Genomic DNA, 25,463 nt, shown 5'->3' with positions numbered 1-25,463 from the left:
CCTTATTCTGTAGCGTCTATTTCTGAACGACGATGTTTTCCTGTGAAGGATCGACATGCTGCATTTGCAGCTTCTCCGTCGCGATCCGTTCTACCCGGCTGTGATCGCCGAGTGCGTTTTCTTCGAGGATCAGGTTGCGCCACTCGATATCCAGAGCGTCACGTTCCAGAACCAGTTGTTCACGTTGGGCGGTTAACAAACGGGTGTGGTGTGCCGTTGTGACGACCGTCACTGCCGAAATGATGATGCAAATGAACAGGCAGAGTGGCAGCTTCCCAAACCGCAAAAGATCGTCGCCGATCACGCCAGGCAAAGCATGACGCTCGTTGCTTCCTAACGATCCTTTCACTTTGCTTAGGGCTTCTGACACTCTGCTGATCATGCGTTCGTCCTTTCTGCGATACGCAGCACTGAACTACGAGCGCGTGGATTCTCTGCCACTTCTTGTTCGCCCGGCATCAACTTGCCTAGTGCTCGCAAGTGACGGCCACCCAGTTTCCTGAGTTGCTCTTCGGTCATCGGTAACCCGGCCGGAACCTGCGGACCGCGGCTTTGCTCACGCATAAAGCGTTTCACAATGCGGTCTTCCAGCGAGTGGAAACTGATGATGGAGAGCCGCCCACCCGGGGCAAGCACGTCGAGCGAGCTTTTTAGCGCCTGCTCTATCTCCTCAAGTTCACTGTTCACCCAGATGCGCACCGCCTGGAAAGTACGGGTCGCAGGATGTTTGAATTTGTCCTTCACCGGCATCGCCGCCGCGATGACTTCCGCCAGCTCTTTGGTGCGGGTCATCGGTTCTACGCGATTGCGTTCAACGATGGCGCGAGCAATGCGTTTGCCGAAACGCTCTTCGCCAAAGGTTTTGATAACCCAGGCGATGTCCGCTTCGTCCGCCGTTTGCAGCCATTGGGCAGCAGACTGACCCCGCGTCGGGTCCATACGCATATCCAGCGGCCCATCACGCATGAAGGAGAAGCCGCGCTCTGCGTCGTCAAGCTGAGGTGAAGAGACACCAAGATCGAGAAGGATGCCGTCGATCTTGCCAATAAGGTCACGCTCGGCCACGTAATCAGCCAGCGCGGAAAAAGGTCCATGCACGATGGAAAAGCGAGGGTCATCGATGGTGCTCGCCTCAGCGATCGCCTGCGGATCACGATCGATAGCCAGCAGCTGCCCGTCCGCACCCAGATGCGACAGAATCAGACGCGAGTGGCCACCACGACCGAAGGTGCCATCAATGTAGATACCGTCAGGACGAATATTCAGGCCGTTCACAGCCTCATCCAGCAGTACCGTTGTATGTTTGAAATTTTCCATCATTTTATAAGGACAAGTCCTGCAACCGCTCCGACAACTCTCCGGAGGCGGACTGCTCAGCGTCGATATCTTCCTTGACCCGTTGATACCAGGTCGATTCATCCCACAGTTCAAACTTGTTGAACTGCCCGACCAGCATCACTTCTTTCGTCAGTCCGGCGTGTTGCCGTAAAACCGGCGCAATCAGCAAACGACCGGCGTTGTCCATTTGACATTCGCTGGCATGTCCCAGCAGCAGGCGCTGCACGCGGCGCTCTGCGGGATTCATGCTCGACAGTCGTGACAATTTTTGCTCGATGATTTCCCATTCAGGCAGTGGGTAAAGCAGCAGGCACGGGTGATGGATGTCAATGGTGCAAACCATTTGACCGGCAGCGTTCTCGTTCAGCAAATCCCGGTATCGGGTTGGCACCGCTAAGCGCCCTTTGCTGTCGAGATTGACTAACGTCGCTCCACGGAACATGCCAGCCTCACCCCTTTTCTCCACTTTCACCCACAAATTCCCACATAAAGGAGTTTACGGAGCGGAGGAAAAGCTTGTCAAGCCAGCACTGGTGCTCTAAGAGTCTTAAAACTCAATATTGGACACCAATATTCGCCCTGATTAATTTCTGTCCAGCGAACGAGGCAAAATAACGTCATGAATACTGGCGAGAAAAAAACCAACAGGTTCGTAACGATTTTGAACAACTCAATTTCACAAAGGTGAAAATATAAAGTGTCAGTTTGCGACGTGCGCGGCATTTTAGGACATTCTCTCCCACGTTAATAGCCCTTGTGGGAACTGTTTCTGCCAGCCTGCAGCCGCTAAAGGGTGAGGAAATGTGAGAGTAAGAATGAAGTGACTGTTAATTCTGCAAAAGCCTCGCAGAATGTAACAAAATAATACGAAGGAAACGAAACTTTACTTTCTATTAACCTAAATTAATTCATTTTAACTCAGACAAATAACAGGGTTTATTAAGAATTCTGGAAATTTAAGGAATTGTCTGAATAAGAAGTTTCCTCGCATTCTTCTGCCGATGTGGAAAGGCAATCACCGTTAATTGCCTTTCCTCTTCCTCTCTATCGGCGACTGAGGCTACCACGACGATAAAGATTACGGCGGATGCGGCTCAGACCCGGCTTCGGCTTACGCGGCTCATCCAGACTGGCAAGGACGATTTCCAGGACGCGTTCGGCCACATCACGATGGCGCTGGGCCACCGCTAAAACGGGACACTGCAGGAAATCGAGCAGCTCGTGATCGCCAAAGGTCGCGATGGCCAGGTCCGAAGGCAATTTACCTTCGCGACGCAGCGTCACATCCATCACGCCCTGAAGCAGCGCGAAAGAGGTAGTAAACAGCGCCTGAGGCATTGGGTGTGTTTCCAGCCACTTCTCAAACAGCTGCGCGGCAGCTTCACGTTCGTAGCTGTTGGCATAGAGGAAATTGACATCGCGAGAGTCTTCTTTCCACGCAGTGCGGAAACCTTGCTCGCGTAAGAAACTGACGGACAGCTCCGGTAATGCGCCAAGATAAAGGACAGTCTCAGCCGGGAATTTCCGTAACTCTGCGGCTAATGCTTCTGAATCTTCCTGATCAGCACCCACTACGCTGGTGAAATGCTCGCGATCGAGTGCGCGATCCAGCGCCACGATCGGGAAAGGATCGTTGGCCCAACGTTGATAGAACGGATGCTCCGGCGGCAACGATGTCGACACGATGATGGCATCGACCTGGCGTTGCAACAGGTGTTCAATACAGCGCATCTCGTTATCTGGCTGATCTTCAGAGCAGGCAATCAGCAACTGATAACCGCGCTGACGCGCCTGACGCTCGAGATAGTTAGCAATGCGGGTATAACTGGTGTTTTCGAGATCGGGGATAACCAAACCAATGGAACGCGTGCGTCCAGCACGAAGGCCAGCCGCCACGGCATTAGGATGGTAGTTATGCTCACGCACGACAGCCATGACTTTTTCGACCGTTTTATCACTAACACGGTACTGTTTGGCCTTTCCGTTGATCACATAACTTGCGGTGGTGCGCGATACACCGGCAAGCCTGGCGATTTCGTCCAGTTTCACAATTGCCCCTTGCTTAAAATGTACAATCCATAACCATTGTTAAATTATGGGATAAATTCCATAACATCTAAGCGCAGAATAAAGATCGCGGCAACCGCTTTTGTTGCCACTTCCCACTGATTTCGCAAAAAAAAGCCCGACGTGGAACGCCGGGCTACGTATTTCGGATGAAACTCAGGCCTATCGCATGATCTTGTCACCGCGAGACAGGCCAACCACACCTGAACGCGCGACTTCAACAATCCTCGCGACGTCACGCAGCGAGGCAAGAAAAGCATCAAGCTTATCGCTGGTACCGGCAAGCTGAACGGTATAAATAGAAGGCGTAACATCAATTATCTGCCCACGGAAGATTTCAGTGTTACGTTTGACCTCTTCACGCCCATAACCGCTGGCCTGAACTTTCACCAGCATGATTTCACGTTCAACGTGGGCACCCTGACCCAGTTCGCTGACGCGCAACACGTCGACCAGTTTGTGCAGCTGCTTCTCAATCTGCTCGATGACTTTTTCATCGCCAACGGTCTGGATAGTCATGCGTGACAGGGTCGGATCGTCTGTCGGAGCGACTGTCAGGCTTTCAATGTTGTAGCCACGCTGAGAAAAAAGCCCAATCACGCGCGATAAAGCACCCGATTCATTCTCTAACAGGACTGATAATATCCGGCGCATAATCAGGTTCTCTCCGTTTTGCTTAACCACATTTCATCCATACCCCCGCCGCGGATGTGCATCGGGTAGACGTGCTCGCTACCGTCGACGATAACATCCACAAACACCAGCCGGTTGTTACGTACGTGTTCCAACGCTTCTGCCAGTTTTGCTTCCAGCTCTGCAGGCTCGCTGACGCGGATACCCACGTGGCCGTAAGCCTCGGCGAGGCGAACAAAATCAGGCAAAGACGACATATAAGACTGCGAATGACGACCCGAGTAGATCATGTCCTGCCATTGTTTGACCATACCGAGATAGCCGTTATTGAGGTTCAGCACCAGCACCGGTAACTCATATTGCAGGGCTGTCGACAGCTCCTGGATATTCATCTGAATACTGCCATCACCGGTTACGCAGATGACGGTTTCTTTCGGCAGCGCCATCTTCACGCCCAGCGCTGCTGGCAGGCCGAAGCCCATCGTGCCCAGACCACCCGAGTTAATCCAGTGACGCGGCTTGTCGAACGGATAGTAAAGGGCGGCAAACATTTGGTGCTGACCAACATCTGACGTGACGTAGGCATCGCCGTTTGTCAGCTTCCAGATGGTCTCAATCACGGCTTGCGGTTTGATGTGCTCACTTTGCGTGTCATATTTCAGGCACTGGCGAGAGCGCCATTGCTCGATTTGCTGCCACCAGTCACGAATATCATCCAGCGGCTGAGTCGTCGTTTCTTGCTCCAGCAGCTCAAGCATTTGCTCCAGCACCAGACGAGCATCACCGACAATCGGCACATCCGCCGAGACCGTTTTAGAGATAGACGTAGGGTCGATATCGATGTGCAGCACCGTCGCATTAGGGCAATATTTCGCGAGATTGTTGGTTGTGCGGTCATCGAAGCGTACGCCAACCGCAAAAATAACATCGGAATTGTGCATGGTCATGTTGGCTTCATACGTTCCATGCATGCCCAACATCCCGAGCGCCTGACGATGTGAAGCGGGAAACGCTCCCAGTCCCATCAAAGAAGACGCCACCGGCAAATTCAGCTTCTCAATCAGCGTATGCAGTTCGCCCTCACAGGCTGAATTGATTGCCCCACCACCGACATACACCACGGGTTTTTTGGCTGCGATAAGCGTCTGCAATGCACGCTTGATTTGCCCTTTATGTCCCGTGGTCGTCGGGTTGTAAGAGCGCATGCTAACTGTCTCTGGCCAGCTGTAAGGCAACTTATTCGCTGGGTTGAGAATATCTTTTGGCAAGTCGACAACAACTGGCCCTGGGCGACCACTGGCGGCCAGCCAGAAGGCTTTCTTCAGCACGCCAGGGATATCTTCAGTTTGTTTGACCAGGAAGCTGTGTTTCACCACCGGGCGGGAGACGCCCACCATGTCGCATTCCTGGAAGGCATCGTAGCCAATCAGTGAGGTCGCCACCTGTCCTGACAGCACCACGAGTGGGATTGAATCCATATAGGCCGTGGCAATGCCCGTTATGGCGTTGGTCGCCCCTGGGCCGGAAGTGACAAGCACCACACCGACTTCCCCTGTTGCGCGAGCCAGGCCGTCGGCCATATGTACCGCTGCTTGTTCGTGGCGAACCAGAACGTGATCGATTCCGCCGACCGTATGCAACGCATCATAGATATCGAGGACCGCGCCTCCGGGATAGCCGAAAACCTGCTTTACGCCTTGATCGATTAACGATCGGACGACCATCTCGGCGCCAGACAACATCTCCATGGTTTGCCTCCAGGCTTAGTTAATGACGGCAGAACTCATTTCCGCATCGTCACACAACAGGACACCACTGCGCCCTGTTGATTTTAGAATGACAGCATTTCCTTAACATAACCGCTCGCTCTCGGGCAGGCAATCAGCCACCAGGTTGAGACCAGGGTAACAAACAGGAGAAATGAAAAGCCCACTTCACATTCGTGGTGGAATACTTCAGAGATAAGAACAGACGATAGGGAAAATTTGGGAAATCAGGACACTGACAGACAATCATCCATTTTTATCCTGATGAACAAGAAATGAAAAAAATGGCATTAGCGAAAAATATCGGTTTTATTGTGAATAACGCTATAAACCAGATGCGAACACATCTGGTTTAAGCAGAGGCCATTAATCGCGGCAAACAGAAACCAGCAGTTCTTCCATCCATTGATGGCCTTTATCTCGACCGGCAGCTTCATGCCAGGAAAGATAACAAGTTCGGCTATTCAGTTTCATTGGCAACGGTAAAACCTGAATGTTGAGTTTTTCGGTGAACTCTTCCGCCAGCCATCTCGGCGCAATCGCAACGAGCTGCGTTTGAGAAACAACATTAAGCACGCTGATTAATGCCATTCCCTGATAGGCGATGCAGGCCTGTTTTTCTGGTGTGTCATACCAGGGTTGGCTAAATGAGGCGTAGCGTTCCAGAGAAACAATTGCATGTTCTTCACGATAAATATCGCTTTCTTTCAACGGCCCAAGCAGGCGCGGATGGTTTGCACTGGCGACCAGGACCATTTCATCGCGGAATAAAGGCACACAAGCAAACTCTGGACGGCGGAATTCCTCATAGCCAATCACAAATTCCAGTTCCTGATAACGCAGTTGGTGTTCTGTATTCTGATTTAAGCAGGACTTAAAGACGAGATGGATATTCGGCGCGATCTCACTCACTTTATTAAGAATCAACGAGGTCAACCGGTTATCCAGCGGACTGCAGACACAAAGATTAAACACGCGCTCACTGGTGATAGGTTCGAATCCAGAGCCTGGCAATTCATTCTGTACCAATTGCAAAGCCTGACGAATTGAACCAAACAGCTGAGATGCTCTGGCTGTAGGCTGGATGCCGCGTCCGTAGCGCACGAACAACTCGTCATTGAACATGACTTTCAAACGCGCTACAGCGTTACTGACCGCCGGTTGCGACATACCCAGAAATTGTGCGGCACGGGTAATATTTTGCTCCTGCATCACCGCATCAAAAACAGTCAGCAAATTTAAATCCACTGAACGTAATTGCGGTCGATGTGCTTCCGGAGCAGAGGTGGATGCTTCTTTATCGACGATCATGGTTGACTCCAATGTCACACTTAACTCCCTTGCCTGACTGCAGCAATACATTTAGAAAATATGATTTACCATGCAAATACATTCAGCAGAAGAGTCGCGGCTAAATTTAGGAATTTATAAAGCCCTTGCCGCCTTTGCGGGCAAACACGCCTTACACTGTGTGTAATAGGCCATCGAATCATAAGCGGCACTTTGTAAACCAAGTTTACTCATAAACCACGTCAATAAACAACAGCACGACAAGACAAACAATATTTTAGTATTCTTAAATTGGCTTTTAAGATTTTTCGAATCACATAACAAATAATTATCAATTAATTATGAAAATTCCTAAAAGCTGATGACGTAATTAATTTAGTGTCACTATATCATTGTGTTACACCAACTCCCCGACGCGGTCAGTCTGTATCCGGATAAAAATGGATATTGAAAATTGATTCAATTTATTAAAAACATGAATCGCCGCTAAAAGATTCTGCGAAAAAAAATGGCTCGACCAGCACAATTAGCTTAAGAAAACTCGCAGAACGCCACGCCCGAAACCAAAATCAAACTCAGAAAAGGTTGACATCAATCTTCGTATCCAGTACCACTAGAAGCATAACGCATTCATCTGGAGCATGACGTAATGACTCGCAACTCTCGTTTCAACGGTCTACTACTACTAAACGCATTCACTGTGCGCGGTAGACTGGTGGGCGACGTTCAACGTTAAGTCATCTTCCAGCAAGACTGAAAACCCGCGCCTTAGCGCGGGTTTTTTTATGCTCGTAGCAAGGCGACCTAAGACTGACAAGGACCAAAAACCATGAGCCAACAAGTCGTTATCTTCGATACCACCTTACGTGACGGTGAACAGGCATTACAGGCAAGCCTGAGTGTAAAAGAGAAACTGCAGATTGCCCTGGCCCTTGAGCGTATGGGCGTCGACGTGATGGAAGTCGGTTTCCCGGTCTCTTCCCCCGGCGATTTTGAGTCTGTTCAGACTATCGCTCGCACCATCAAAAACAGCCGTGTGTGTGGCTTAGCCCGCTGTGTTGAGAAGGATATTGATGTTGCGGCTGAGTCACTGAAAGTGGCAGAAGCTTTCCGTATTCATACCTTCATTGCGACTTCTCCGATGCATATCGCCACCAAGCTGCGCAGCACCCTGGATGAGGTCATCGAGCGTTCTATTTATATGATCAAACGCGCTCGTAACTACACCGACGACGTTGAGTTCTCTTGCGAAGACGCCGGTCGCACCCCGATTGATGACCTCGCTCGCGTTGTCGAAGCCGCCATCACCGCTGGCGCACGCACCATCAATATTCCGGACACCGTCGGCTACACCATGCCGTTTGAGTTTGCCAACATCATTTCCGGCTTGTATGAGCGCGTGCCGAATATCGATAAAGCAATCATCTCCGTCCACACCCACGACGATTTGGGCTTAGCGGTCGGCAACGCCATTGCCGCCGTTCACGCAGGTGCTCGTCAGGTAGAAGGCGCGATGAACGGTATCGGCGAACGTGCTGGTAACTGCTCACTGGAAGAAGTGATCATGGCTATCAAGGTCCGCAAAGACATCATGAACGTGCAGACCCGCATCAATCACAACGAAATCTGGCGCACCAGCCAGACCGTCAGCCAGATTTGCAACATGCCCATCCCGGCGAATAAAGCAATTGTTGGCACAGGTGCCTTCGCTCACTCCTCCGGTATTCACCAGGACGGCGTGCTGAAGAATCGTGAAAACTACGAAATCATGACCCCGGAATCTATCGGTCTGAATCAGGTGCAACTGAACCTGACGTCCCGTTCTGGTCGTGCGGCAGTGAAACACCGCATGGACGAAATGGGATACAAAGAATCCGATTACAGCCTGGATAACCTGTACGACGCGTTCCTGAAACTGGCCGATAAGAAAGGTCAGGTCTTCGATTATGACCTGGAAGCGCTGGCCTTCATTAACAAGCAGCAGGAAGAGCCAGAGCATTTCCGCCTGGATTACTTCAGCGTGCAGTCTGGCTCCAACGATATCGCAACCGCGTCAGTCAAACTGGCCTGTGGCGAAGAAGTGAAAGCAGAAGCCGCCAACGGCAACGGTCCGGTCGATGCGGTGTATCAGGCCATCAACCGCATCACCAACTACAACATTGAGCTGGTGAAATACGGTCTGACCGCCAAAGGTCACGGCAAAGATGCCCTGGGTCAGGTGGATATCGTCGCCAACTATAACGGTCGTCGTTTCCACGGCGTCGGTCTGGCAACGGATATCGTCGAATCCTCCGCCAAAGCGATGGTTCACGTGCTGAACAACATCTGGCGTGCCAATGAAGTCGAAAAAGAGTTGCAGCGCAAAGCGCAGAATAACGAGAACAAAAAGGAAACCGTGTAATGTCGAAGAATTACCATATTGCTGTGTTGCCGGGTGACGGTATTGGCCCGGAAGTGATGACACAAGCCCTGAAAGTCCTGGAAGCCGTCCGTCAGCGTTTTGACATTCGTATTACCACCAGCCATTACGATGTCGGTGGCATTGCCATCGACAAACACGGCCAGCCGCTGCCACAGGCAACGGTCGAAGGCTGTGAACAGGCTGATGCCATTCTGTTTGGCTCTGTCGGGGGTCCAAAATGGGAACACCTGCCGCCAGCCGAACAGCCTGAGCGTGGTGCCTTACTGCCACTGCGTAAGCACTTTAAATTGTTCTCTAACCTGCGCCCGGCCAAACTGTATCAAGGCCTGGAAGAGTTCTGCCCACTGCGCGCGGATATCGCCGCTAACGGCTTCGACATTCTTTGCGTGCGCGAACTGACCGGCGGCATTTACTTCGGTCAGCCGAAAGGCCGCGAAGGCAGCGGTCAGCATGAAAAAGCGTTCGATACCGAGGTGTATCACCGCTTTGAAATCGAGCGCATTGCACGCATCGCGTTTGAGTCCGCCCGCAAACGCCGTCACAAAGTGACCTCAATCGATAAAGCCAATGTGTTGCAGACCTCTATTCTGTGGCGCGAAATCGTCAACGAGATTGCCAAAGAATATCCAGACGTTGCGCTGTCCCACATGTACATCGACAACGCCACCATGCAGCTGATTAAAGATCCGTCTCAGTTCGACGTGCTGCTGTGCTCCAACCTGTTCGGCGACATTCTCTCTGATGAATGCGCGATGATCACTGGCTCGATGGGCATGCTGCCTTCCGCCAGCCTGAACGAGCAAGGTTTTGGTCTGTATGAACCTGCGGGCGGCTCTGCGCCAGATATCGCAGGCAAAAACATCGCTAACCCGATTGCGCAGATCCTCTCCCTGGCCTTGCTGCTGCGTTACAGTCTCGATGCCAACGAGGCGGCAACCGCTATCGAAAGCGCAATCAACCGTGCATTAGAAGAAGGCGTGCGCACTGGCGATTTAGCCCGTGGTAACGCAGCCGTCAGTACCGATGAAATGGGCGATATCATTGCCCGCTATGTAGCTGAAGGGGTGTAATCATGGCGAAGACGTTATACGAAAAATTGTTTGATGCGCACATCGTGCATGAAGCGCCAAATGAAACCCCGCTGCTGTATATCGACCGTCATCTGGTGCATGAAGTGACGTCTCCGCAGGCGTTTGATGGCCTGCGCGCGCATAAGCGTCCTGTACGCCAGCCGGGTAAAACCTTTGCGACGATGGATCACAACGTTTCCACCGAAACCAAAGACATCAACGCTTCCGGCGAGATGGCACGCATTCAGATGCAGGAACTGATTAAGAACTGCAACGAATTCGGCGTCGAGCTGTATGACCTGAATCACCCGTATCAGGGCATCGTTCACGTGATGGGCCCAGAGCAAGGTATCACCCTGCCGGGCATGACCATCGTCTGCGGCGACTCCCACACCGCAACACACGGCGCATTTGGCGCACTGGCGTTCGGGATTGGCACCTCTGAAGTTGAACACGTTCTGGCGACCCAAACCCTGAAACAGGGCCGCGCCAAAACCATGAAAATTGAAGTCACCGGTAAAGCAGCACCGGGCATTACCGCGAAAGACATCGTGCTGGCGATTATCGGCAAAACCGGTAGCGCTGGCGGTACGGGTCACGTGGTTGAGTTCTGTGGCGATGCCATTCAGGCATTGAGCATGGAAGGCCGTATGACCCTGTGCAATATGGCTATCGAATTGGGTGCAAAAGCAGGTCTGGTCGCGCCGGATGAAACCACCTTCAACTACGTGAAAGGCCGCTTACATGCACCGAAAGGCCAGACTTTCGACGATGCCGTGAATTACTGGAAGACCCTGAAAACCGACGAAGGTGCGAAATTCGATACCGTTGTCACTCTGAAAGCCGAAGATATCGCGCCGCAGGTGACCTGGGGCACTAACCCGGGCCAGGTGATTTCCGTTAACGATAACATCCCGGACCCGGCTTCCTTTGCTGACCCAGTCGAACGTGCAAGTGCAGAGAAAGCACTGGCATACATGGGCCTGAAACCGGGCGTACCGCTGACAGAAGTCGCTATCGACAAAGTGTTTATCGGCTCCTGCACTAACTCGCGTATTGAAGATTTACGTGCAGCCGCTGAAATCGCCAAAGGCCGTAAAGTCGCGCCAGGCGTTCAGGCTCTGGTCGTTCCAGGTTCTGGCCCGGTAAAAGCGCAGGCGGAAGCGGAAGGTCTGGATAAGATTTTCATCGAAGCTGGTTTTGAATGGCGTCTGCCGGGCTGCTCCATGTGCCTGGCGATGAACAACGACCGCCTGAACCCAGGCGAGCGCTGCGCATCCACCAGCAACCGTAACTTCGAAGGCCGTCAGGGCCGTGGTGGCCGCACACATCTGGTTAGCCCAGCAATGGCCGCAGCAGCAGCCGTTACCGGCCATTTTGCCGACATTCGTGGCATGAAATAAGGAGACCATCATGGCAGAGAAATTTACCCAACACACAGGCCTGGTTGTCCCTCTGGATGCGGCTAACGTCGATACCGACGCCATTATCCCGAAGCAATTTTTGCAGAAGGTCACCCGCACCGGTTTTGGCGCGCATCTGTTTAACGACTGGCGTTTCCTCGACGACAAAGGCGAGCAACCAAACCCGGAATTCGTGCTGAACTTCCCGGAATTCAAAGGCGCTTCCATTTTACTGGCGCGTGAAAACTTCGGCTGTGGTTCTTCCCGTGAGCACGCTCCGTGGGCGTTGACTGACTACGGTTTCAAAGTGGTGATTGCCCCAAGCTTTGCCGATATCTTCTATGGCAACAGCTTCAACAACCAGCTGCTGCCCGTCACCTTAAGTGATGAGCAGGTCGACGATCTGTTTAAACAGGTGCAGGCTAATCCGGGGATGAAGTTTGAAGTGGATCTGGAAGCACAGGTGGTGAAAGCCGGTGATAAGACCTACAGCTTCAGCATCGATGCCTTCCGTCGTCACTGCATGCTTAACGGTCTGGACAGTATCGGCCTGACGCTGCAACACGAAGGCGCAATTTCCGAATACGAAAACAAACAGCCTGCGTTTATGCACTAATCCGACAAGCCGCCTGGGATAATCGCCCGGCGGCACTTCGTTTGCACGGGCCTACAAAGCTCGTGTAGGCTGGGTAAGGCGAAGCCGCCACCCGGCAAAATCAAACATCCCTGACGCGCAATGTCAGACCCAGCGTCACCAACGAAATTCCCGCAATCACCCAGTAGACTGCAAAGTGCCCATAACTCTGCACCAGCGCCCCCTGAATCACTCCCGCCAAAATCACCCCAGTCGAAATACTATTGCTGAACAACGTCGTCGCGGCCCCGGCTTTTCCTGGCATCAAATCCTGGAACCACAACATGCCAATCCCGGCAATAATCCCGATAAACACCGCGTTGAACAGTTGCAGAGCTAACAATGCTTCACGGCTGTGAAACAGAATCAAACCAACATAAAACAACACGCCCGCCGCAATGGCGGTGATCATCATTGGCCGCTTGCCAAAACGTTTCACGTAGTAACCCGCGAGGATCATCGCCGGGATCTCAAGCCCTGCCGCCGTCCCCATCAGAATCCCGGCAAGATTATCTGGCAGACCCAAGTCGCTGCTGATCCACAGCGGCATGTCGATGATATACATGGTATTGCACGTCCACATTAAGGTGGACGCTACAAATAACATCCGCACGTTTTTATCACCCCACCCGCTGATTTGGGTGATATCGACGGCAGCTGGCTGTTCGACCCTCGCCACTGAAGGCAGCGCAAAAGCGATCAGCACCAGGCTCAGGACGAAGATCCCCGCCGCGATACAAAACATGGTGGTGAAGCCGTAATTGAGCGCCAGCATGAATGCCAGCGGCGGCCCAATCACCCACGCTAAAGAGAGCTGCGCACGCATCACCGAACTGAACATGACTACTTCACGCGCAGAGCTGTCGGCGTACTCGCGAGCCAATGCAAACAGCTGCGGCATGGCAGTATTGGCAAGCGAAGCCAACAAAACGCCGCAGGTGATCAGCGTCAGATAATGACGATTAAAGGCAAACAGCAGCGCATTACCGACCGCCATCAGGCAGCAGAACATAATCAGCTTGCGGCGGTCGCCTTTATTATCAGAACGTTTCGCCAGCCCAAGGCTAACCGCAATCCCCGCGATGGCGTTCACGCTATAAAACAAGCCAACCCAAAATGGCTGAACGCCCACTTCCCGGCTGAGAAACAGGCTTAGCGTCGGTGCCTGCAACGCCCCCGCGACACCCACCATAAACGCCACCAGCATAAAAGCGGCATACACCCCGTTGAGGCGGCGCCCCATCGTCATCAGCCAGAGCATGAGTCATCCTTAAGCGCGAAGAGAAAACGAAAAAAGCCAGCAGAACAGTTCTGCTGGCGGGTGATTTTACACCAATACTCAGTCACACATGATTAGGTAAGGCAGTGAAATCAAGAAGCCGGGTTTGTAACTTCCCACTGCATCAGTTCTTCGAGCATTTTCAGGCGCTTTCCTGCGACCAGGCGGGCCAGCCATGACGCTCCCTGCGTTGCCAAAAAGTACTGACGGTAAAACTGACGGACAGATGGCTTGTTCATCATCACCTCCTCACTTCATCGGGATTGATTATTGGCTTAATATAGGGATTAATAAATTGCTGAGTTTTCGCCAGGAGTTCCCCTTTTATGTCCTCGGGCCGTCTGCAACAACAATTCATCCGTCTCTGGCAGTGCTGCGACGGTAAATCTCAGGACACCACGCTCAATGAGCTGGCAGAATTGCTGAGCTGTTCCCGCCGCCATATGCGGACGCTTTTGAACACCATGGAAGAACGAGGCTGGCTGAAATGGCAGGCGGAAGCCGGGCGTGGCAAGCGCTCACACCTGACATTTCTCTATACCGGGCTGGCGCTGCAACAACAGCGTGCGGAAGATTTGCTGGAGCAGGACAGGATCGACCAACTGGTGCAACTGGTCGGCGATAAAGCCGCCGTGCGGCAAATGTTAGTGTCACATCTGGGGCGCAGTTTTCGCCAGGGTCGGCATATTCTGCGGGTGCTTTACTATCGTCCGATGCGCAATTTACTGCCGGGCACCCCGCTACGCCGCTCTGAAACCCATATGGCCCGCCAGATTTTTAGCGCCCTGACCCGCATAAATGAGGAAAATGGGGAACTGGAAGCAGACATTGCGCACCATTGGCAGCAAATTTCCCCATTACACTGGCGCTTCTATCTTCGGCCTGGCATTCATTTTCATCATGGGCGCGAGCTGGAGATGGAAGATGTCATCGCCTCACTTGAGCGAATCAACACCCTGCCGCTTTATGCTCATATCGCGCAAATCAGTTCGCCAACCGCCTGGACTCTGGATATTCACCTTTCACGTCCCGACCGTTGGCTGCCATGGTTGCTAGGGCATATTCCCGCGATGATCCTGCCGCAAGAATGGGAAACGCTGGGAAATTTCGCCTCCATGCCCGTGGGCACTGGCCCCTATTCTGTGGCACGTAACAACGAAAACCAGTTAAAAATCCATGCCTTTGATGATTTTTTCGGTTTCCGGGCACTGATTGATGAAGTGAACGTCTGGGTGCTGCCGGACATTGGCGAAGAGGTCACCTGTGGTCTGACGCTGGAAGGCCCGGCGGGCGGCGAAAAAGCTGTGGAAAGCCGTCTGGAAGAAGGGTGCTATTACCTGCTGTTCGATGCCCGAAGCCAGAAAGGGCTGTCGGACGAGGTTCGCGACTGGGTCAGTCAGATCCTTTCCCCGGCCAATTTGCTCTATCACGCCGATGAACAATATCAGGGCTACTGGTTCCCGGCGTACGGCCTGCTTCCCCGCTGGCATCACGCTCGTCCAGGCAAAGGAGATAAACCTGCTGGCCTGGAAACGCTGACCCTCACCTACTATCGCGAACATCTGGAACATAAAAATATCGCACGCATCATGAGCCGCCTGCTGGCTGAACATCAGGTAAAACTCGTCATTCAGGAAGTGGATTACGACGAATGGCACCGTGGCGAGGCGCAAAGCGATATGTGGCTGAACAGCGCTAACTTCACGCTGCCGCTCGATTTCTCGCTCTTTTCGCACCTGTACGAAGTGCCATTGATTCAGCACTGCATCCCGCTGGACTGGCAGCAGGCGGCAAGCGACTGGCAATCCGGCGAAATGAATCTGGCGAACTGGTGCCAGCAGTTAATCGCGCAACGTGCCGTCGTGCCCCTTATCCACCACTGGCTGATGATTCAAGGGCAACGCAGTATGCGCGGCTTGCGAATGAACACCCTGGGCTGGTTTGACTTTAAATCGGCGTGGTTTGCCCCGCCCGACCCGTGATCTCTTCGCAGGATTGCTTCACGGAAAGTCACAAACTCATTACAATACCGCCGTTCTCAACGGGGTGCTGCTTTCTGCAAAGATGGCGTGCTGAGAAGATACCCGTCGAACCTGATCCGGATAACGCCGGCGAAGGGATTTGAGGCTGACTCAAAATCCTTTGCCACCCCTAATTTTTGAGGTGCAAAGTGCTAAAGAAACTACTGCCATTACTGGCGCTCGTGAGCCTGCCTGTGTTCGCGAAACCTGTTCTTACCGTCTATACCTACGACTCTTTCTCTGCCGACTGGGGCCCAGGACCTGCAGTAAAAAAGGCCTTTGAAGCAGACTGCAACTGTGAGCTGAAATACGTGGCGCTGGAAGATGGCGTGTCACTGCTTAACCGTCTGCGTATGGAAGGCAAAAACAGCAAAGCTGACATCGTGCTTGGCCTCGACAACAACCTGCTGGAAGCGGCGACGCAAACTAAGTTATTCGCTAAAAGCGGCGTATCGCCTGAAGGGCTGACGGTGCCGGGTGGCTGGAAGAACGACACGTTCGTGCCGTTCGACTATGGCTATTTCGCCTTTGTGTATGACAAAAACAAACTGAAGAACCCGCCGAAAAGCCTGAAGGATTTGGTCGAAAGCCCGCAGAAATGGCGTGTTATCTATGAAGATCCGCGCACCAGCACACCGGGTCTCGGCCTGCTGCTGTGGATGCAAAAAGTGTATGGCGATAAAGCGCCAGAAGCGTGGCAGAAACTGGCGGCTAAAACCGTTACCGTCACCAAAGGCTGGAGCGAAGCTTATGGGCTGTTCCTCAAAGGGGAAAGCGACCTGGTGCTGAGCTACACCACTTCTCCGGCCTATCACATCATCGAAGAGAAGAAGGACAACTACGCCGCGGCTGACTTTGCTGAAGGGCACTATATGCAGGTCGAAGTCGCCGCACGCACCGCCTCCAGCAAACAGCCAGAACTGGCCGAAAAATTCCTCAAATTTATGGTCAGCCCGGCCTTCCAGAAAGCCATCCCGACCGGCAACTGGATGTATCCTGTCACCCAGGTCGAACTGCCTGCTGGCTTCAACGGCCTGGTGAAACCGAAAACGACACTGGAATATACCCCGCAGCAGGTATCCACTGACCGACAGAACTGGATTGCTGAATGGCAACGCGCCGTCAGCCAGTAATTGCCGGCTGGCTAATGCCAGGCCTGACGGTCGCCATCATGATGGTGGCCGTCGCGTTGGCGGCCTTCCTTGCGCTGTGGTTTAACGCTCCGGCAGGCAGCTGGCGTGGTTTTCTGCACGACAGCTATCTGTGGCATGTCGTGCGCTTCTCTTTCTGGCAGGCCTTTTTGTCGGCTTTGCTGTCGGTTATCCCGGCCATTTTTTTGGCCCGCTCGCTTTACCGCCGTCGTTTTCCTGGTCGCCAAATCCTGCTGCGTCTGTGCGCGATGACGCTGATCCTGCCGGTACTGGTCGCCGTGTTTGGCATTCTCAGTGTCTATGGCCGTCAGGGCTGGCTGGCACACCTCTTTCATGCCGTAGGCTGGGACTGGACGTTTTCGCCGTATGGCCTGCAAGGCATTCTTCTGGCGCATGTCTTCTTTAATATGCCGATGGCGACGCGCCTGCTCCTGCAAGCACTGGAGCAAATCCCCAGCGAGCAGCGTCAGTTAGCCGCACAGCTTGGTATGCGCGGCTACACCTTCTTTCGCTTTGTTGAGTGGCCCTGGATGCGGCGGCAAATTCCCGTTGTGGCCGCCCTGATTTTCATGCTGTGCTTTGCGAGTTTCGCGACAGTCCTTTCGCTTGGCGGCGGCCCGCAGGCGACCACCATTGAGCTCGCTATCTATCAGGCGCTCAGTTTTGATTACGATCCTGGTCGCGCCGCGATGCTGGCGATCGTCCAGATGCTTTGCTGTCTGGGTTTAATGCTGGTCAGTCAGCGTCTGAGCAAATCCATCGCCCCAGGCAATACTCAACACGCCGACTGGCGCGATCCGGAAGACAAGCTACACAGCCAAATTGCTGACACGTTGCTGATCGGCTTTTCCCTGCTGTTGCTTCTGCCACCGCTGCTGGCGGTTATTGTGGATGGTCTCAACCAAAACCTGCCCGAAGTGCTCAGCCAGCCCGTTCTCTGGCAGGCTATCTGGACCTCGCTGCGTATTGCGATTTGCGCTGGCATGCTTTGTCTGGTGTTGACCGTGATGTTGCTGTGGAGCAGCCGTGAGCTACGAGCGAGGCAGCAAAACCTTGCCGGGCAAGCACTGGAGCTGAGCGGCATGTTGATTCTCGCGATGCCGGGGATCGTGCTGGCGACAGGTTTCTTTTTGCTGCTCAACAACAGCACTGGCTTGCCCACGTCTGCCGACGGTATCGTGATTTTCACTAATGCGCTGATGGCCATTCCGTATGCATTGAAAGTGCTGGAAAGCCCAATGCGGGATGCAACAACGCGCTACAGCCAGCTTTGCCAGTCTTTGGGAATACAAGGGCTGACTCGCTTTCGGGTCGTGGAAATGCGGGCGCTGAAAAGGCCGTTGGCACAGGCGATGGCGTTTGCCTGCGTATTATCGATGGGTGATTTTGGCGTTGTTGCGCTGTTCGGCAATGAAGATTTCCGCACCCTGCCGTTCTATCTTTATCAGCAGATTGGTGCCTACCGCAGCCAGGACGGTGCCGTGACCGCGTTTATCCTGCTGATGCTCTGTTTCCTGTTATTTACCGTGATTGAAAAACTTCCGGGCCGCCATGCTAAAACTCAATGATGTTACCTGGCTTTACGAGCACCTGCCGATGCGCTTCACGCTCGCCGCCAAACAAGGGGAGCAGATTGCCGTGCTGGGTCCCAGTGGCGCAGGGAAAAGTACGCTGCTCAATTTGATTGCCGGTTTTTTGACGCCTGCCAGCGGGTCGATTTTTATCGAAAACCAGCCGCATACCGACACTCCGCCGTCAAAGCGTCCTGTGTCGATGCTGTTTCAGGAAAATAATCTTTTCAGTCATTTAACCGTGCGGCAAAACATCGGACTGGGCATGAATCCGGGTCTTAGGCTCAATGATGCGCAACGCCACAAGCTGGACGTCATCGCCACGCAAATGGGAATTGAATCGCTGCTGGACAGGCTGCCGGGTGAACTCTCTGGCGGCCAGCGCCAGCGTGTGGCGCTCGCTCGCTGCCTGGTGCGTGAACAGCCAGTGCTGTTACTGGATGAACCTTTTTCAGCACTCGACCCAGCGCTGCGACAGGAGATGTTGCAGTTGGTCAGCGACGTTTGCCGCCGCCAACATCTGACTCTGTTGATGGTGTCACACAGCGTGGAAGATGCCGCGAAGATTGCCGGGCGCTCACTGGTGATTGCCGATGGGCGTATCGCCTGGGATGGCGCAACGGATGAGCTGCTAAGTGGGAAGGCCAGCGCCTCGCATTTATTGGGGATCGAGGCATAACAGATTTTCTCCCTCTCCCTGCGGGAGAGGGCCGGGGAGAGGGGTTACTACCGGCTCACCACTTTCCCTAAAATCTCCAGATACACCGGCATCAACGGGTGTTTGAACAGCAGATACAACGAGACAATCGCCAGCACAACCAGTGTCGGCGTCAGCCACAGCAAGCGACCGCGTGGCAGATATTTTGTCAGCTTGTCAGTGCCCGCCTTTCCGCTGCGCCATAAGCGCCAGCCAATCCACGCAGCCAGCCAGATAAGCCCCGCCGCCAGCAGCAACAGCCATTTAAAGCCGCCGCTTTGCACATCCGCGGGAATATCAATCGCCGCGCCTGCCAGAATGCCGGGCAGGAAATAGACCGGCGGCCAAAGCAGGCAACCGATGATATTTGGGAGCAAAAATTTCGCAACGGGTAAGTCCAGCATGCCCGCCACCATCGGCACCACGGGGCGAGTCGGGCCAATGAAACGGCCAATCAAAATGGTGATCATGCTGTGCTGGTGCAACGCGTGTTCGGTTTTATCGAGCAGCGCCTTGTTCTTCTTCATGAACGACCAGCGATGAAGCGGTTTTTTGAAGCGCCAGCCCAGCCAGAACGAAATCCAGTCGCCCAGAAGACAGCCGATAATGCCCGCCAGCCACGCCTGCCAGAAATTCACCTCGCCGCTGCCAATCAGCGCCCCGAGCGCCGACATCATTATCGTACCGGGTAAAATCAGGCCAACCAGCGCCAGCGATTCCAGAAAGGCAACCAGGGCAACAGCAATCAGCGAGTACATCACAGACTGAGTGATGAAATGTTCCAGCAACGCTTGCATAAAGTATCCGGTAGAAAAGCGAAGCAGCGATTCTCCCGAGGGGGCGCTGCGGCGTCAAGTCGACAATTGTCTGAATAGTTTACAGGTAGGACCCGGATTGAGCGCTAAGGGTTCACTTTTTTCACACGTTGTTTACACCCGCGCGGAATTCGCTCGGGCTCGCTCCAGTACATTTCTTAAAGACGCGAGAAAAGTAGAGCTGATCCTCAAACCCGACGTTACGCCCGACGCTGGCAATCGGCATTCTCGTGGTGCTAAGCAGCAGCTTGGCCTGGCTGATACGTTGATCTTCGCGCCAGCTCAGTACGCTGACGCCAAGCTGTTGGCGGAACAGATGCGAAAGGCGAGAAGGAGACAGACAAACATGCTGGGCGACGCTTGCGATATCAAACTGGCTGTCTGCCAGATGGTCGCTGATGTACTGGCAGGCATCCCGCACACGGTTATCCATTGGCGGATGCAGCGATTCGTTGATCACTTCCATTCGGCGCAGCAAAAGCTGCTCCAGCAGATTAATCGCCAACAGCTCAGAATAGCGCCCTAACCCCTGCCCGGCCTCGATAATCTGACCGAACAAATCGGCAAACAGCGCCTGATGCGCTTCATCCGGGCGATAAAACCCTGTCTGAGCAAACAGCGTGGGCCACGCAAGCCACTCATGCCAGTAGGCGCGTGGGCGGAAATAAACCCATTGGTGATACCACTCGCTGGCGTCAGGGTGACGGCCGTAATGGTGAATTTCGCCTGGAGGGAACAACACAATATCGCCCGGGCGGCAAACGAACTGATGTCCCTGATTGTTGATGACCCCTTCCCCACGCACTGTCAGATTGAGGATAAAGCCTTTCATCCCCAGCGGCCGGTCAATGAAAAAGTCCAGATAGCCGTCGGCTTCAATAGGCGTTAATCCCGCCACCAGATGGGCATTAAAGGAGTAGCCAGGCAACAGCGGATCGTTCTGGGGTTCAGGCATAAATGCGCTCACTCAGCAGGCTGATAAGGAAATCAATTGTCCATATTGCCAGCGAAGCGAAAAAGGCGGAAATAGCATGAGAGATTATTTGCACAGCGTCACACTTTGTATCGCCACAGCATTATTGTCCATAAGATTAGCGCTTCCCGCCTGACGCTTTTGGGCGCAAATATCTACTGTTTCTCCATACCTGACATTCTTCATGGAGCAACACGATGGCAATAGCAATTGGCCTCGATTTTGGTAGCGATTCGGTGCGTGCGCTGGCGGTAGATACCACCAGCGGAGAGGAGATCGCCACCAGCGTAGAATGGTATCCGCGCTGGCAGGAAGGTCGTTACTGCGATGCACCGCACAACCAGTTTCGCCACCACCCTCTCGATTACATCGAATCAATGGAAGCCGCGCTGAAAAGCGTACTGAACGAGCTCGGCTCACGTCGGGGCGAAGTCGTAGGCATTGGCGTAGACAGCACCGGCTCAACGCCTGCGCCGATCGATGCTGAAGGCAATGTGTTGGCTTTACGCCCCGAATTTGCCGACAACCCAAACGCCATGTTTGTGTTGTGGAAAGATCACACCGCCGTCGAAGAAGCCGAAGCGATCACCCGTCTGTGTCATCAACCCGGAAAAGTCGATTATTCACGCTATATCGGCGGGATTTACTCCAGCGAGTGGTTCTGGGCCAAAATTCTGCATGTCACCCGCGCCGACCACAGCGTGGCACAGGCCGCCACTTCCTGGATTGAGCTTTGCGACTGGGTTCCTGCGCTGCTTTCCGGCACAACGCGCCCGCAGGATATTCGTCGAGGACGTTGCAGCGCCGGGCACAAATCTCTGTGGCACGAGAGCTGGGGCGGTTTGCCTCCCGCGAGTTTCTTCGACGACCTCGATCCCGTTCTCAATCAACATCTTAACTATCCCTTATTCACCGACACTTACACCGCAGACATCCCGGTTGGCACACTGAACGCAGAATGGGCACAGCGCCTGGGCCTGGCGGAAAGCGTGGTGATTTCTGGCGGCGCTTTTGATTGCCATATGGGCGCAGTTGGCGCAGGCGCGCAGCCCAACACACTGGTCAAAGTTATCGGCACATCAACCTGCGACATCCTGATTGCCGATAAAGCCAGCGTGGGCGATCGCGCGGTACAAGGCATTTGCGGTCAGGTTGATGGCAGCGTCACGCCAGACTTCCTCGGCCTGGAAGCCGGGCAATCCGCCTTCGGCGATATCTACGCCTGGTTCGGTCGCATTCTTGGCTGGCCGCTGGAACAACTGGCAGCTCAGCATCCGGAACTGAAAGAACAAATCAAAGCCAGTCAAAAACAGCTTCTGCCTGCATTGACCGCTGCATGGGCGCAAAAGCCTTCTCTGGAACATCTGCCTGTGGTGCTCGACTGGTTTAACGGTCGCCGTACGCCGAATGCGAATCAGCGCCTGAAAGGGGTGATTACCGACCTGAATCTGGCAACCGATGCCCCCGCGCTGTTTGGTGGTCTGGTTGCCGCCACGGCCTTCGGTGCACGCGCCATTATGGAATGCTTCACCACGCAAGGAATTCCGGTGGATAACGTGATGGCGCTCGGCGGCATCGCCCGCAAAAACGTCGAGATCATGCAGGCCTGCTGCGACGTGCTGAATCGCCCATTACAGATTGTCGCCTCCGATCAGTGCTGTGCTCTGGGTGCCGCCATCTTCGCCGCCGTAGCCGCTGGCGTTCACTCAGATATTCCCGCCGCGCAGCAGAAAATGGCCAGCAGCATCGAACACACCCTTGAGCCTCGTCCTGCCCAGGCTCAACGCTTTGAACAGCTTTATCAGCGCTATCTCCAGTGGGCGAAGAGCGCCGAACAACACTATCTCCCTGCAGCAGCATCAACCGGAAACAAGCCGGTCGCTCAGTCAGCCCTGACGCATTAAGGAAATGAAGATGACGATTTTTAATAACTACGAAATCTGGTTTGTGATTGGCAGTCAGCATCTGTATGGCCCGGAAACGCTGCGTCAGGTCACGCAACACGCGGAGCATGTGGTCAATGCGCTGAACGCCGAAGCCAAACTGCCGTGCAAACTGGTACTGAAGCCGCTGGGCACCACGCCGGATGAGATAACGGCTATCTGTCGCGATGCTAACTATGACGACAAATGCGCCGGGTTAGTGGTGTGGCTGCACACGTTCTCTCCGGCCAAAATGTGGATCAACGGCCTGACTATCCTCAACAAACCGCTGCTGCAGTTCCATACCCAGTTCAACGCTGCCCTGCCGTGGGACAGCATCGATATGGACTTTATGAACCTGAACCAGACCGCGCATGGCGGCCGCGAGTTCGGCTTCATTGGCGCTCGTATGCGCCAGCAACATAGCGTTGTCACGGGTCACTGGCAGGATAAACTCGCTCATGAGCGCATTGGCTCGTGGATGCGTCAGGCGGTGTCAAAACAGGATACGCGCCATCTGAAAGTCGTGCGCTTCGGCGATAACATGCGTGAAGTTGCCGTGACCGATGGCGATAAAGTGGCAGCGCAAATCAAATTTGGCTTCTCAGTGAACACCTGGGCCGTGGGCGATTTGGTGCAGGTCGTCAATGAAATTTCCGACGGCGATGTCAGCGCGCTGGTCGATGAATACGAAAGCAGCTATCGCCTGACCGCTGCCGCACAAGTACACGGCGATAAGCGCCAGAACGTGCTGGATGCAGCCCGCATTGAACTGGGGATGAAGCGCTTCCTGGAACAAGGCGGCTTCCATGCGTTCACCACCACCTTTGAAGACTTGCATGGCCTGAAACAACTTCCGGGCCTGGCAGTACAACGTCTGATGCAGCAGGGTTACGGCTTTGCGGGCGAAGGCGACTGGAAAACCGCCGCTCTGCTTCGCATCATGAAGGTGATGTCGACCGGTCTGCAGGGCGGCACCTCCTTTATGGAGGATTACACCTACCACTTCGATAATGGCAACGACCTGGTGTTGGGCTCCCACATGCTGGAAATCTGCCCGACTATTTCTACCGCTGAAAAACCGATCCTCGACGTGCAGCATCTGGGCATTGGTGGAAAAGCCGATCCAGCACGCCTGATTTTCGACACCAAAACCGGTCCGGCGCTGGTCGCGAGCCTGGTCGATCTGGGCGATCGCTTCCGTCTGCTGGTCAACACCATCGAAACCGTTAAAACCCCACACGACCTGCCAAAACTGCCGGTAGCCAATGCACTGTGGAAAGCTCATCCGAACCTGGAAGTGGCATCAGAAGCGTGGATTGTCGCGGGTGGCGCGCACCACACCGTGTTCAGTCACGCATTGACGCTGGACGACATGCGCCAGTTTGCCGAGCTGCACGATATCGAACTGACCGTCATCGACAACGACACTCGCCTGCCAGCGTTTAAAGATTCGCTGCGCTGGAACGAGGTTTATTACGGGTCTAAACGCTGAGTGATTGCCCGGCGGCACTTCGTTTGCCGGGCCTACAGGCTAATGTAGGCCGGGTAAGCGAAGCGCCACCCGGCAAGGAGAGCACTATGCTTGAAGCATTAAAACGACAGGTGCTGGAAGCCAATCTCCAGCTCCCGCAGCACAATCTCGTGACCCTCACCTGGGGCAACGTCAGCGCAGTCGACAGAGAGCGCGGCGTGCTGGTTATCAAACCTTCTGGTGTTGATTACAGCGTGATGACCGCAGAAGATATGGTGGTGGTCAGCCTGGAAACCGGTGAAGTGGTGGAGGGAAATAAAAAACCCTCATCAGATACCCCTACCCATCGCCTGCTGTACCTGACGTTTCCGTCCATCGGCGGTATCGTCCACACCCATTCTCGTCACGCGACAATCTGGGCGCAGGCCGGTCAGCCCATTCCGGCCACAGGCACAACCCACGCCGACTATTTCTACGGTAGCATTCCCTGCACCCGCAAAATGACCGATGCTGAAATCAACGGTCAGTACGAATGGGAAACCGGCAACGTCATCGTTGAAACCTTCGAAAAACAAGGTATTGACGCAGCTCAGATGCCCGGTGTGCTCGTACACTCCCACGGCCCGTTTGCCTGGGGGAAAAATGCGGAAGATGCGGTGCACAACGCCATCGTGCTGGAAGAAGTGGCCTATATGGGCATTTTCTGCCGCCAGTTAGCGCCACAACTGCCGGATATGCAGCAAACCCTGCTCGACAAACACTATCTGCGTAAACATGGCGCGAAAGCTTATTACGGACAGTAAGCATTGCCGGATGACGCTACGCTTACCGGGTCTACATAACTTGTAGATACTGTTATGCCACGCAAGCATTTTCTGTGTGCAACGTGGCATCGAACGGGCGTCCTGATTTCAGGACGCCGTACGCCACTTGTGCC

23 protein-coding genes and 1 riboswitch are annotated in these 25,463 nt (G+C 53.9%); of the genes, 12 read left to right on the top strand and 11 right to left on the bottom strand.

Going from position 1 to position 25,463, the window contains the following annotated elements; all coding sequences use genetic code 11:
• Positions 1–16: 16 nt before the first annotated feature.
• From ftsL to leuO, 7 genes are all read right to left on the bottom strand, one after another.
• A complete protein-coding gene (ftsL, locus tag ACI2I2_RS15500; RefSeq protein WP_404658693.1) occupies positions 17–382 on the bottom strand; it encodes a cell division protein FtsL in 366 nt (121 codons plus the stop codon).
• Positions 379–1,320, bottom strand: a complete 942-nt coding sequence (gene rsmH / locus ACI2I2_RS15495) for a 16S rRNA (cytosine(1402)-N(4))-methyltransferase RsmH (RefSeq protein WP_404658692.1) — start codon at positions 1,318–1,320, stop codon at positions 379–381. Before rsmH ends, ftsL begins: the two co-directional genes overlap by 4 nt.
• A 1-nt stretch (position 1,321) precedes the next feature.
• On the bottom strand, positions 1,322–1,780 hold the full coding sequence (gene mraZ, locus ACI2I2_RS15490; RefSeq protein ID WP_404658691.1) for a division/cell wall cluster transcriptional repressor MraZ: 459 nt from the start codon (positions 1,778–1,780) through the stop codon (positions 1,322–1,324).
• A gap of 602 nt (positions 1,781–2,382) precedes the next feature.
• Positions 2,383–3,387 carry a catabolite repressor/activator gene (gene cra, locus ACI2I2_RS15485; RefSeq protein ID WP_404658690.1) on the bottom strand — a complete coding sequence of 335 codons (1,005 nt, stop codon included), beginning with the start codon at positions 3,385–3,387 and terminating at the stop codon, positions 2,383–2,385.
• Between the two features lie 180 nt (positions 3,388–3,567).
• A complete protein-coding gene (gene ilvN, locus ACI2I2_RS15480; protein ID WP_097162857.1) occupies positions 3,568–4,059 on the bottom strand; it encodes an acetolactate synthase small subunit in 492 nt (163 codons plus the stop codon).
• Between the two features lie 2 nt (positions 4,060–4,061).
• Complete coding sequence (ilvI, locus tag ACI2I2_RS15475) at positions 4,062–5,786, bottom strand: acetolactate synthase 3 large subunit (protein WP_404658689.1); 1,725 nt, start codon at positions 5,784–5,786, stop codon at positions 4,062–4,064.
• Between the two features lie 384 nt (positions 5,787–6,170).
• Positions 6,171–7,133, bottom strand: a complete 963-nt coding sequence (leuO, locus tag ACI2I2_RS15470) for a transcriptional regulator LeuO (RefSeq protein WP_404658688.1) — start codon at positions 7,131–7,133, stop codon at positions 6,171–6,173.
• 610 nt (positions 7,134–7,743) lie between these two features.
• On the opposite strand from leuO, the gene leuL reads away from it, so the two are divergent.
• The 5 genes from leuL to leuD all read left to right on the top strand — a co-directional run bounded on the left by leuL (position 7,744) and on the right by leuD (position 12,605).
• A complete protein-coding gene (gene leuL, locus ACI2I2_RS15465; RefSeq protein WP_404658748.1) occupies positions 7,744–7,830 on the top strand; it encodes a leu operon leader peptide in 87 nt (28 codons plus the stop codon).
• Positions 7,831–7,923: 93 nt separating this feature from the next.
• The gene (gene leuA, locus ACI2I2_RS15460; RefSeq protein WP_404658687.1) at positions 7,924–9,495 is read left to right on the top strand and encodes a 2-isopropylmalate synthase; all 1,572 of its coding nucleotides are present in this window, start codon (positions 7,924–7,926) and stop codon (positions 9,493–9,495) included.
• A complete protein-coding gene (gene leuB, locus ACI2I2_RS15455) occupies positions 9,495–10,586 on the top strand; it encodes a 3-isopropylmalate dehydrogenase (protein WP_330982324.1) in 1,092 nt (363 codons plus the stop codon). The genes leuA and leuB overlap by 1 nt, the downstream gene beginning before the upstream one ends.
• Positions 10,587–10,588: 2 nt before the next feature.
• Entirely contained in the window at positions 10,589–11,989 is a 1,401-nt protein-coding gene (leuC, locus tag ACI2I2_RS15450) for a 3-isopropylmalate dehydratase large subunit (protein WP_330982323.1), read from the top strand.
• Positions 11,990–11,999: 10 nt separating this feature from the next.
• Positions 12,000–12,605: a 3-isopropylmalate dehydratase small subunit gene (gene leuD, locus ACI2I2_RS15445; RefSeq protein WP_404658686.1), complete on the top strand. Its 606-nt coding sequence runs from the start codon at positions 12,000–12,002 to the stop codon at positions 12,603–12,605.
• Between the two features lie 100 nt (positions 12,606–12,705).
• Here the strand turns inward: leuD and ACI2I2_RS15440 are convergent, their stop codons facing one another.
• On the bottom strand, positions 12,706–13,884 hold the full coding sequence (locus ACI2I2_RS15440; RefSeq protein WP_404658685.1) for a sugar efflux transporter: 1,179 nt from the start codon (positions 13,882–13,884) through the stop codon (positions 12,706–12,708).
• Between the two features lie 110 nt (positions 13,885–13,994).
• Positions 13,995–14,141: a glucose uptake inhibitor SgrT gene (gene sgrT / locus ACI2I2_RS15435; protein ID WP_330982320.1), complete on the bottom strand. Its 147-nt coding sequence runs from the start codon at positions 14,139–14,141 to the stop codon at positions 13,995–13,997.
• Between the two features lie 87 nt (positions 14,142–14,228).
• Here sgrT and sgrR point away from each other — a divergent pair, with 87 nt between their 5' ends.
• The 4 genes from sgrR to thiQ all read left to right on the top strand — a co-directional run bounded on the left by sgrR (position 14,229) and on the right by thiQ (position 19,324).
• A complete protein-coding gene (sgrR, locus tag ACI2I2_RS15430; RefSeq protein ID WP_404658684.1) occupies positions 14,229–15,884 on the top strand; it encodes an HTH-type transcriptional regulator SgrR in 1,656 nt (551 codons plus the stop codon).
• 50 nt (positions 15,885–15,934) lie between these two features.
• Positions 15,935–16,040, top strand: a riboswitch (TPP riboswitch).
• A gap of 32 nt (positions 16,041–16,072) precedes the next feature.
• The gene (gene thiB, locus ACI2I2_RS15425) at positions 16,073–17,056 is read left to right on the top strand and encodes a thiamine ABC transporter substrate binding subunit (RefSeq protein WP_404658683.1); all 984 of its coding nucleotides are present in this window, start codon (positions 16,073–16,075) and stop codon (positions 17,054–17,056) included.
• Positions 17,032–18,642: a thiamine/thiamine pyrophosphate ABC transporter permease ThiP gene (gene thiP / locus ACI2I2_RS15420; protein WP_404658682.1), complete on the top strand. Its 1,611-nt coding sequence runs from the start codon at positions 17,032–17,034 to the stop codon at positions 18,640–18,642. Before thiB ends, thiP begins: the two co-directional genes overlap by 25 nt.
• Positions 18,626–19,324, top strand: coding sequence for a thiamine ABC transporter ATP-binding protein ThiQ (gene thiQ, locus ACI2I2_RS15415; protein ID WP_404658681.1), 699 nt, complete (start codon positions 18,626–18,628; stop codon positions 19,322–19,324). Before thiP ends, thiQ begins: the two co-directional genes overlap by 17 nt.
• 47 nt (positions 19,325–19,371) lie before the next feature.
• On the opposite strand, the gene ACI2I2_RS15410 is transcribed toward thiQ, so the two are convergent.
• Together ACI2I2_RS15410 and araC are read right to left on the bottom strand one after the other, a co-directional pair.
• Positions 19,372–20,139 carry a DedA family protein gene (locus ACI2I2_RS15410; RefSeq protein WP_404658680.1) on the bottom strand — a complete coding sequence of 256 codons (768 nt, stop codon included), beginning with the start codon at positions 20,137–20,139 and terminating at the stop codon, positions 19,372–19,374.
• A 121-nt stretch (positions 20,140–20,260) separates the two neighbouring features.
• Positions 20,261–21,112 carry an arabinose operon transcriptional regulator AraC gene (araC, locus tag ACI2I2_RS15405; RefSeq protein ID WP_330982314.1) on the bottom strand — a complete coding sequence of 284 codons (852 nt, stop codon included), beginning with the start codon at positions 21,110–21,112 and terminating at the stop codon, positions 20,261–20,263.
• A gap of 215 nt (positions 21,113–21,327) precedes the next feature.
• Between araC and araB the strand changes: the two genes are divergently transcribed.
• The 3 genes from araB (at position 21,328) to araD (ending at position 25,329) form a co-directional block, all read left to right on the top strand.
• Entirely contained in the window at positions 21,328–23,034 is a 1,707-nt protein-coding gene (araB, locus tag ACI2I2_RS15400) for a ribulokinase (RefSeq protein ID WP_404658679.1), read from the top strand.
• A gap of 10 nt (positions 23,035–23,044) precedes the next feature.
• Positions 23,045–24,547, top strand: a complete 1,503-nt coding sequence (araA, locus tag ACI2I2_RS15395) for an L-arabinose isomerase (RefSeq protein WP_404658678.1) — start codon at positions 23,045–23,047, stop codon at positions 24,545–24,547.
• An 86-nt stretch (positions 24,548–24,633) separates the two neighbouring features.
• The gene (gene araD / locus ACI2I2_RS15390; protein WP_404658677.1) at positions 24,634–25,329 is read left to right on the top strand and encodes an L-ribulose-5-phosphate 4-epimerase; all 696 of its coding nucleotides are present in this window, start codon (positions 24,634–24,636) and stop codon (positions 25,327–25,329) included.
• Positions 25,330–25,463 lie beyond the last annotated feature (134 nt).

This window comes from Scandinavium sp. NPDC088450 (assembly GCF_044900545.1).
In the GTDB taxonomy this organism is placed as follows: domain Bacteria; phylum Pseudomonadota; class Gammaproteobacteria; order Enterobacterales; family Enterobacteriaceae; genus Scandinavium.
This window is presented reverse-complemented; position numbering and strand designations above follow the sequence as displayed.

Excerpts from the sequence above, each read along its gene's own strand:
- ftsL (WP_404658693.1), bottom strand. The coding sequence starts at position 382 with ATGATCAGCAGAGTGTCAGAAGCCCTAAGCAAAGTGAAAGGATCGTTA.
- rsmH (WP_404658692.1), bottom strand. The coding sequence starts at position 1,320 with ATGATGGAAAATTTCAAACATACAACGGTACTGCTGGATGAGGCTGTG.
- mraZ (WP_404658691.1), bottom strand. The coding sequence starts at position 1,780 with ATGTTCCGTGGAGCGACGTTAGTCAATCTCGACAGCAAAGGGCGCTTA.
- ilvN (WP_097162857.1), bottom strand. The coding sequence starts at position 4,059 with ATGCGCCGGATATTATCAGTCCTGTTAGAGAATGAATCGGGTGCTTTA.
- ilvI (WP_404658689.1), bottom strand. The coding sequence starts at position 5,786 with ATGGAGATGTTGTCTGGCGCCGAGATGGTCGTCCGATCGTTAATCGAT.
- leuL (WP_404658748.1), top strand. The coding sequence starts at position 7,744 with ATGACTCGCAACTCTCGTTTCAACGGTCTACTACTACTAAACGCATTC.
- leuA (WP_404658687.1), top strand. The coding sequence starts at position 7,924 with ATGAGCCAACAAGTCGTTATCTTCGATACCACCTTACGTGACGGTGAA.
- leuB (WP_330982324.1), top strand. The coding sequence starts at position 9,495 with ATGTCGAAGAATTACCATATTGCTGTGTTGCCGGGTGACGGTATTGGC.
- leuC (WP_330982323.1), top strand. The coding sequence starts at position 10,589 with ATGGCGAAGACGTTATACGAAAAATTGTTTGATGCGCACATCGTGCAT.
- leuD (WP_404658686.1), top strand. The coding sequence starts at position 12,000 with ATGGCAGAGAAATTTACCCAACACACAGGCCTGGTTGTCCCTCTGGAT.
- ACI2I2_RS15440 (WP_404658685.1), bottom strand. The coding sequence starts at position 13,884 with ATGCTCTGGCTGATGACGATGGGGCGCCGCCTCAACGGGGTGTATGCC.
- sgrT (WP_330982320.1), bottom strand. The coding sequence starts at position 14,141 with ATGAACAAGCCATCTGTCCGTCAGTTTTACCGTCAGTACTTTTTGGCA.
- sgrR (WP_404658684.1), top strand. The coding sequence starts at position 14,229 with ATGTCCTCGGGCCGTCTGCAACAACAATTCATCCGTCTCTGGCAGTGC.
- thiP (WP_404658682.1), top strand. The coding sequence starts at position 17,032 with ATGGCAACGCGCCGTCAGCCAGTAATTGCCGGCTGGCTAATGCCAGGC.
- thiQ (WP_404658681.1), top strand. The coding sequence starts at position 18,626 with ATGCTAAAACTCAATGATGTTACCTGGCTTTACGAGCACCTGCCGATG.
- ACI2I2_RS15410 (WP_404658680.1), bottom strand. The coding sequence starts at position 20,139 with ATGCAAGCGTTGCTGGAACATTTCATCACTCAGTCTGTGATGTACTCG.
- araC (WP_330982314.1), bottom strand. The coding sequence starts at position 21,112 with ATGCCTGAACCCCAGAACGATCCGCTGTTGCCTGGCTACTCCTTTAAT.
- araB (WP_404658679.1), top strand. The coding sequence starts at position 21,328 with ATGGCAATAGCAATTGGCCTCGATTTTGGTAGCGATTCGGTGCGTGCG.
- araA (WP_404658678.1), top strand. The coding sequence starts at position 23,045 with ATGACGATTTTTAATAACTACGAAATCTGGTTTGTGATTGGCAGTCAG.
- araD (WP_404658677.1), top strand. The coding sequence starts at position 24,634 with ATGCTTGAAGCATTAAAACGACAGGTGCTGGAAGCCAATCTCCAGCTC.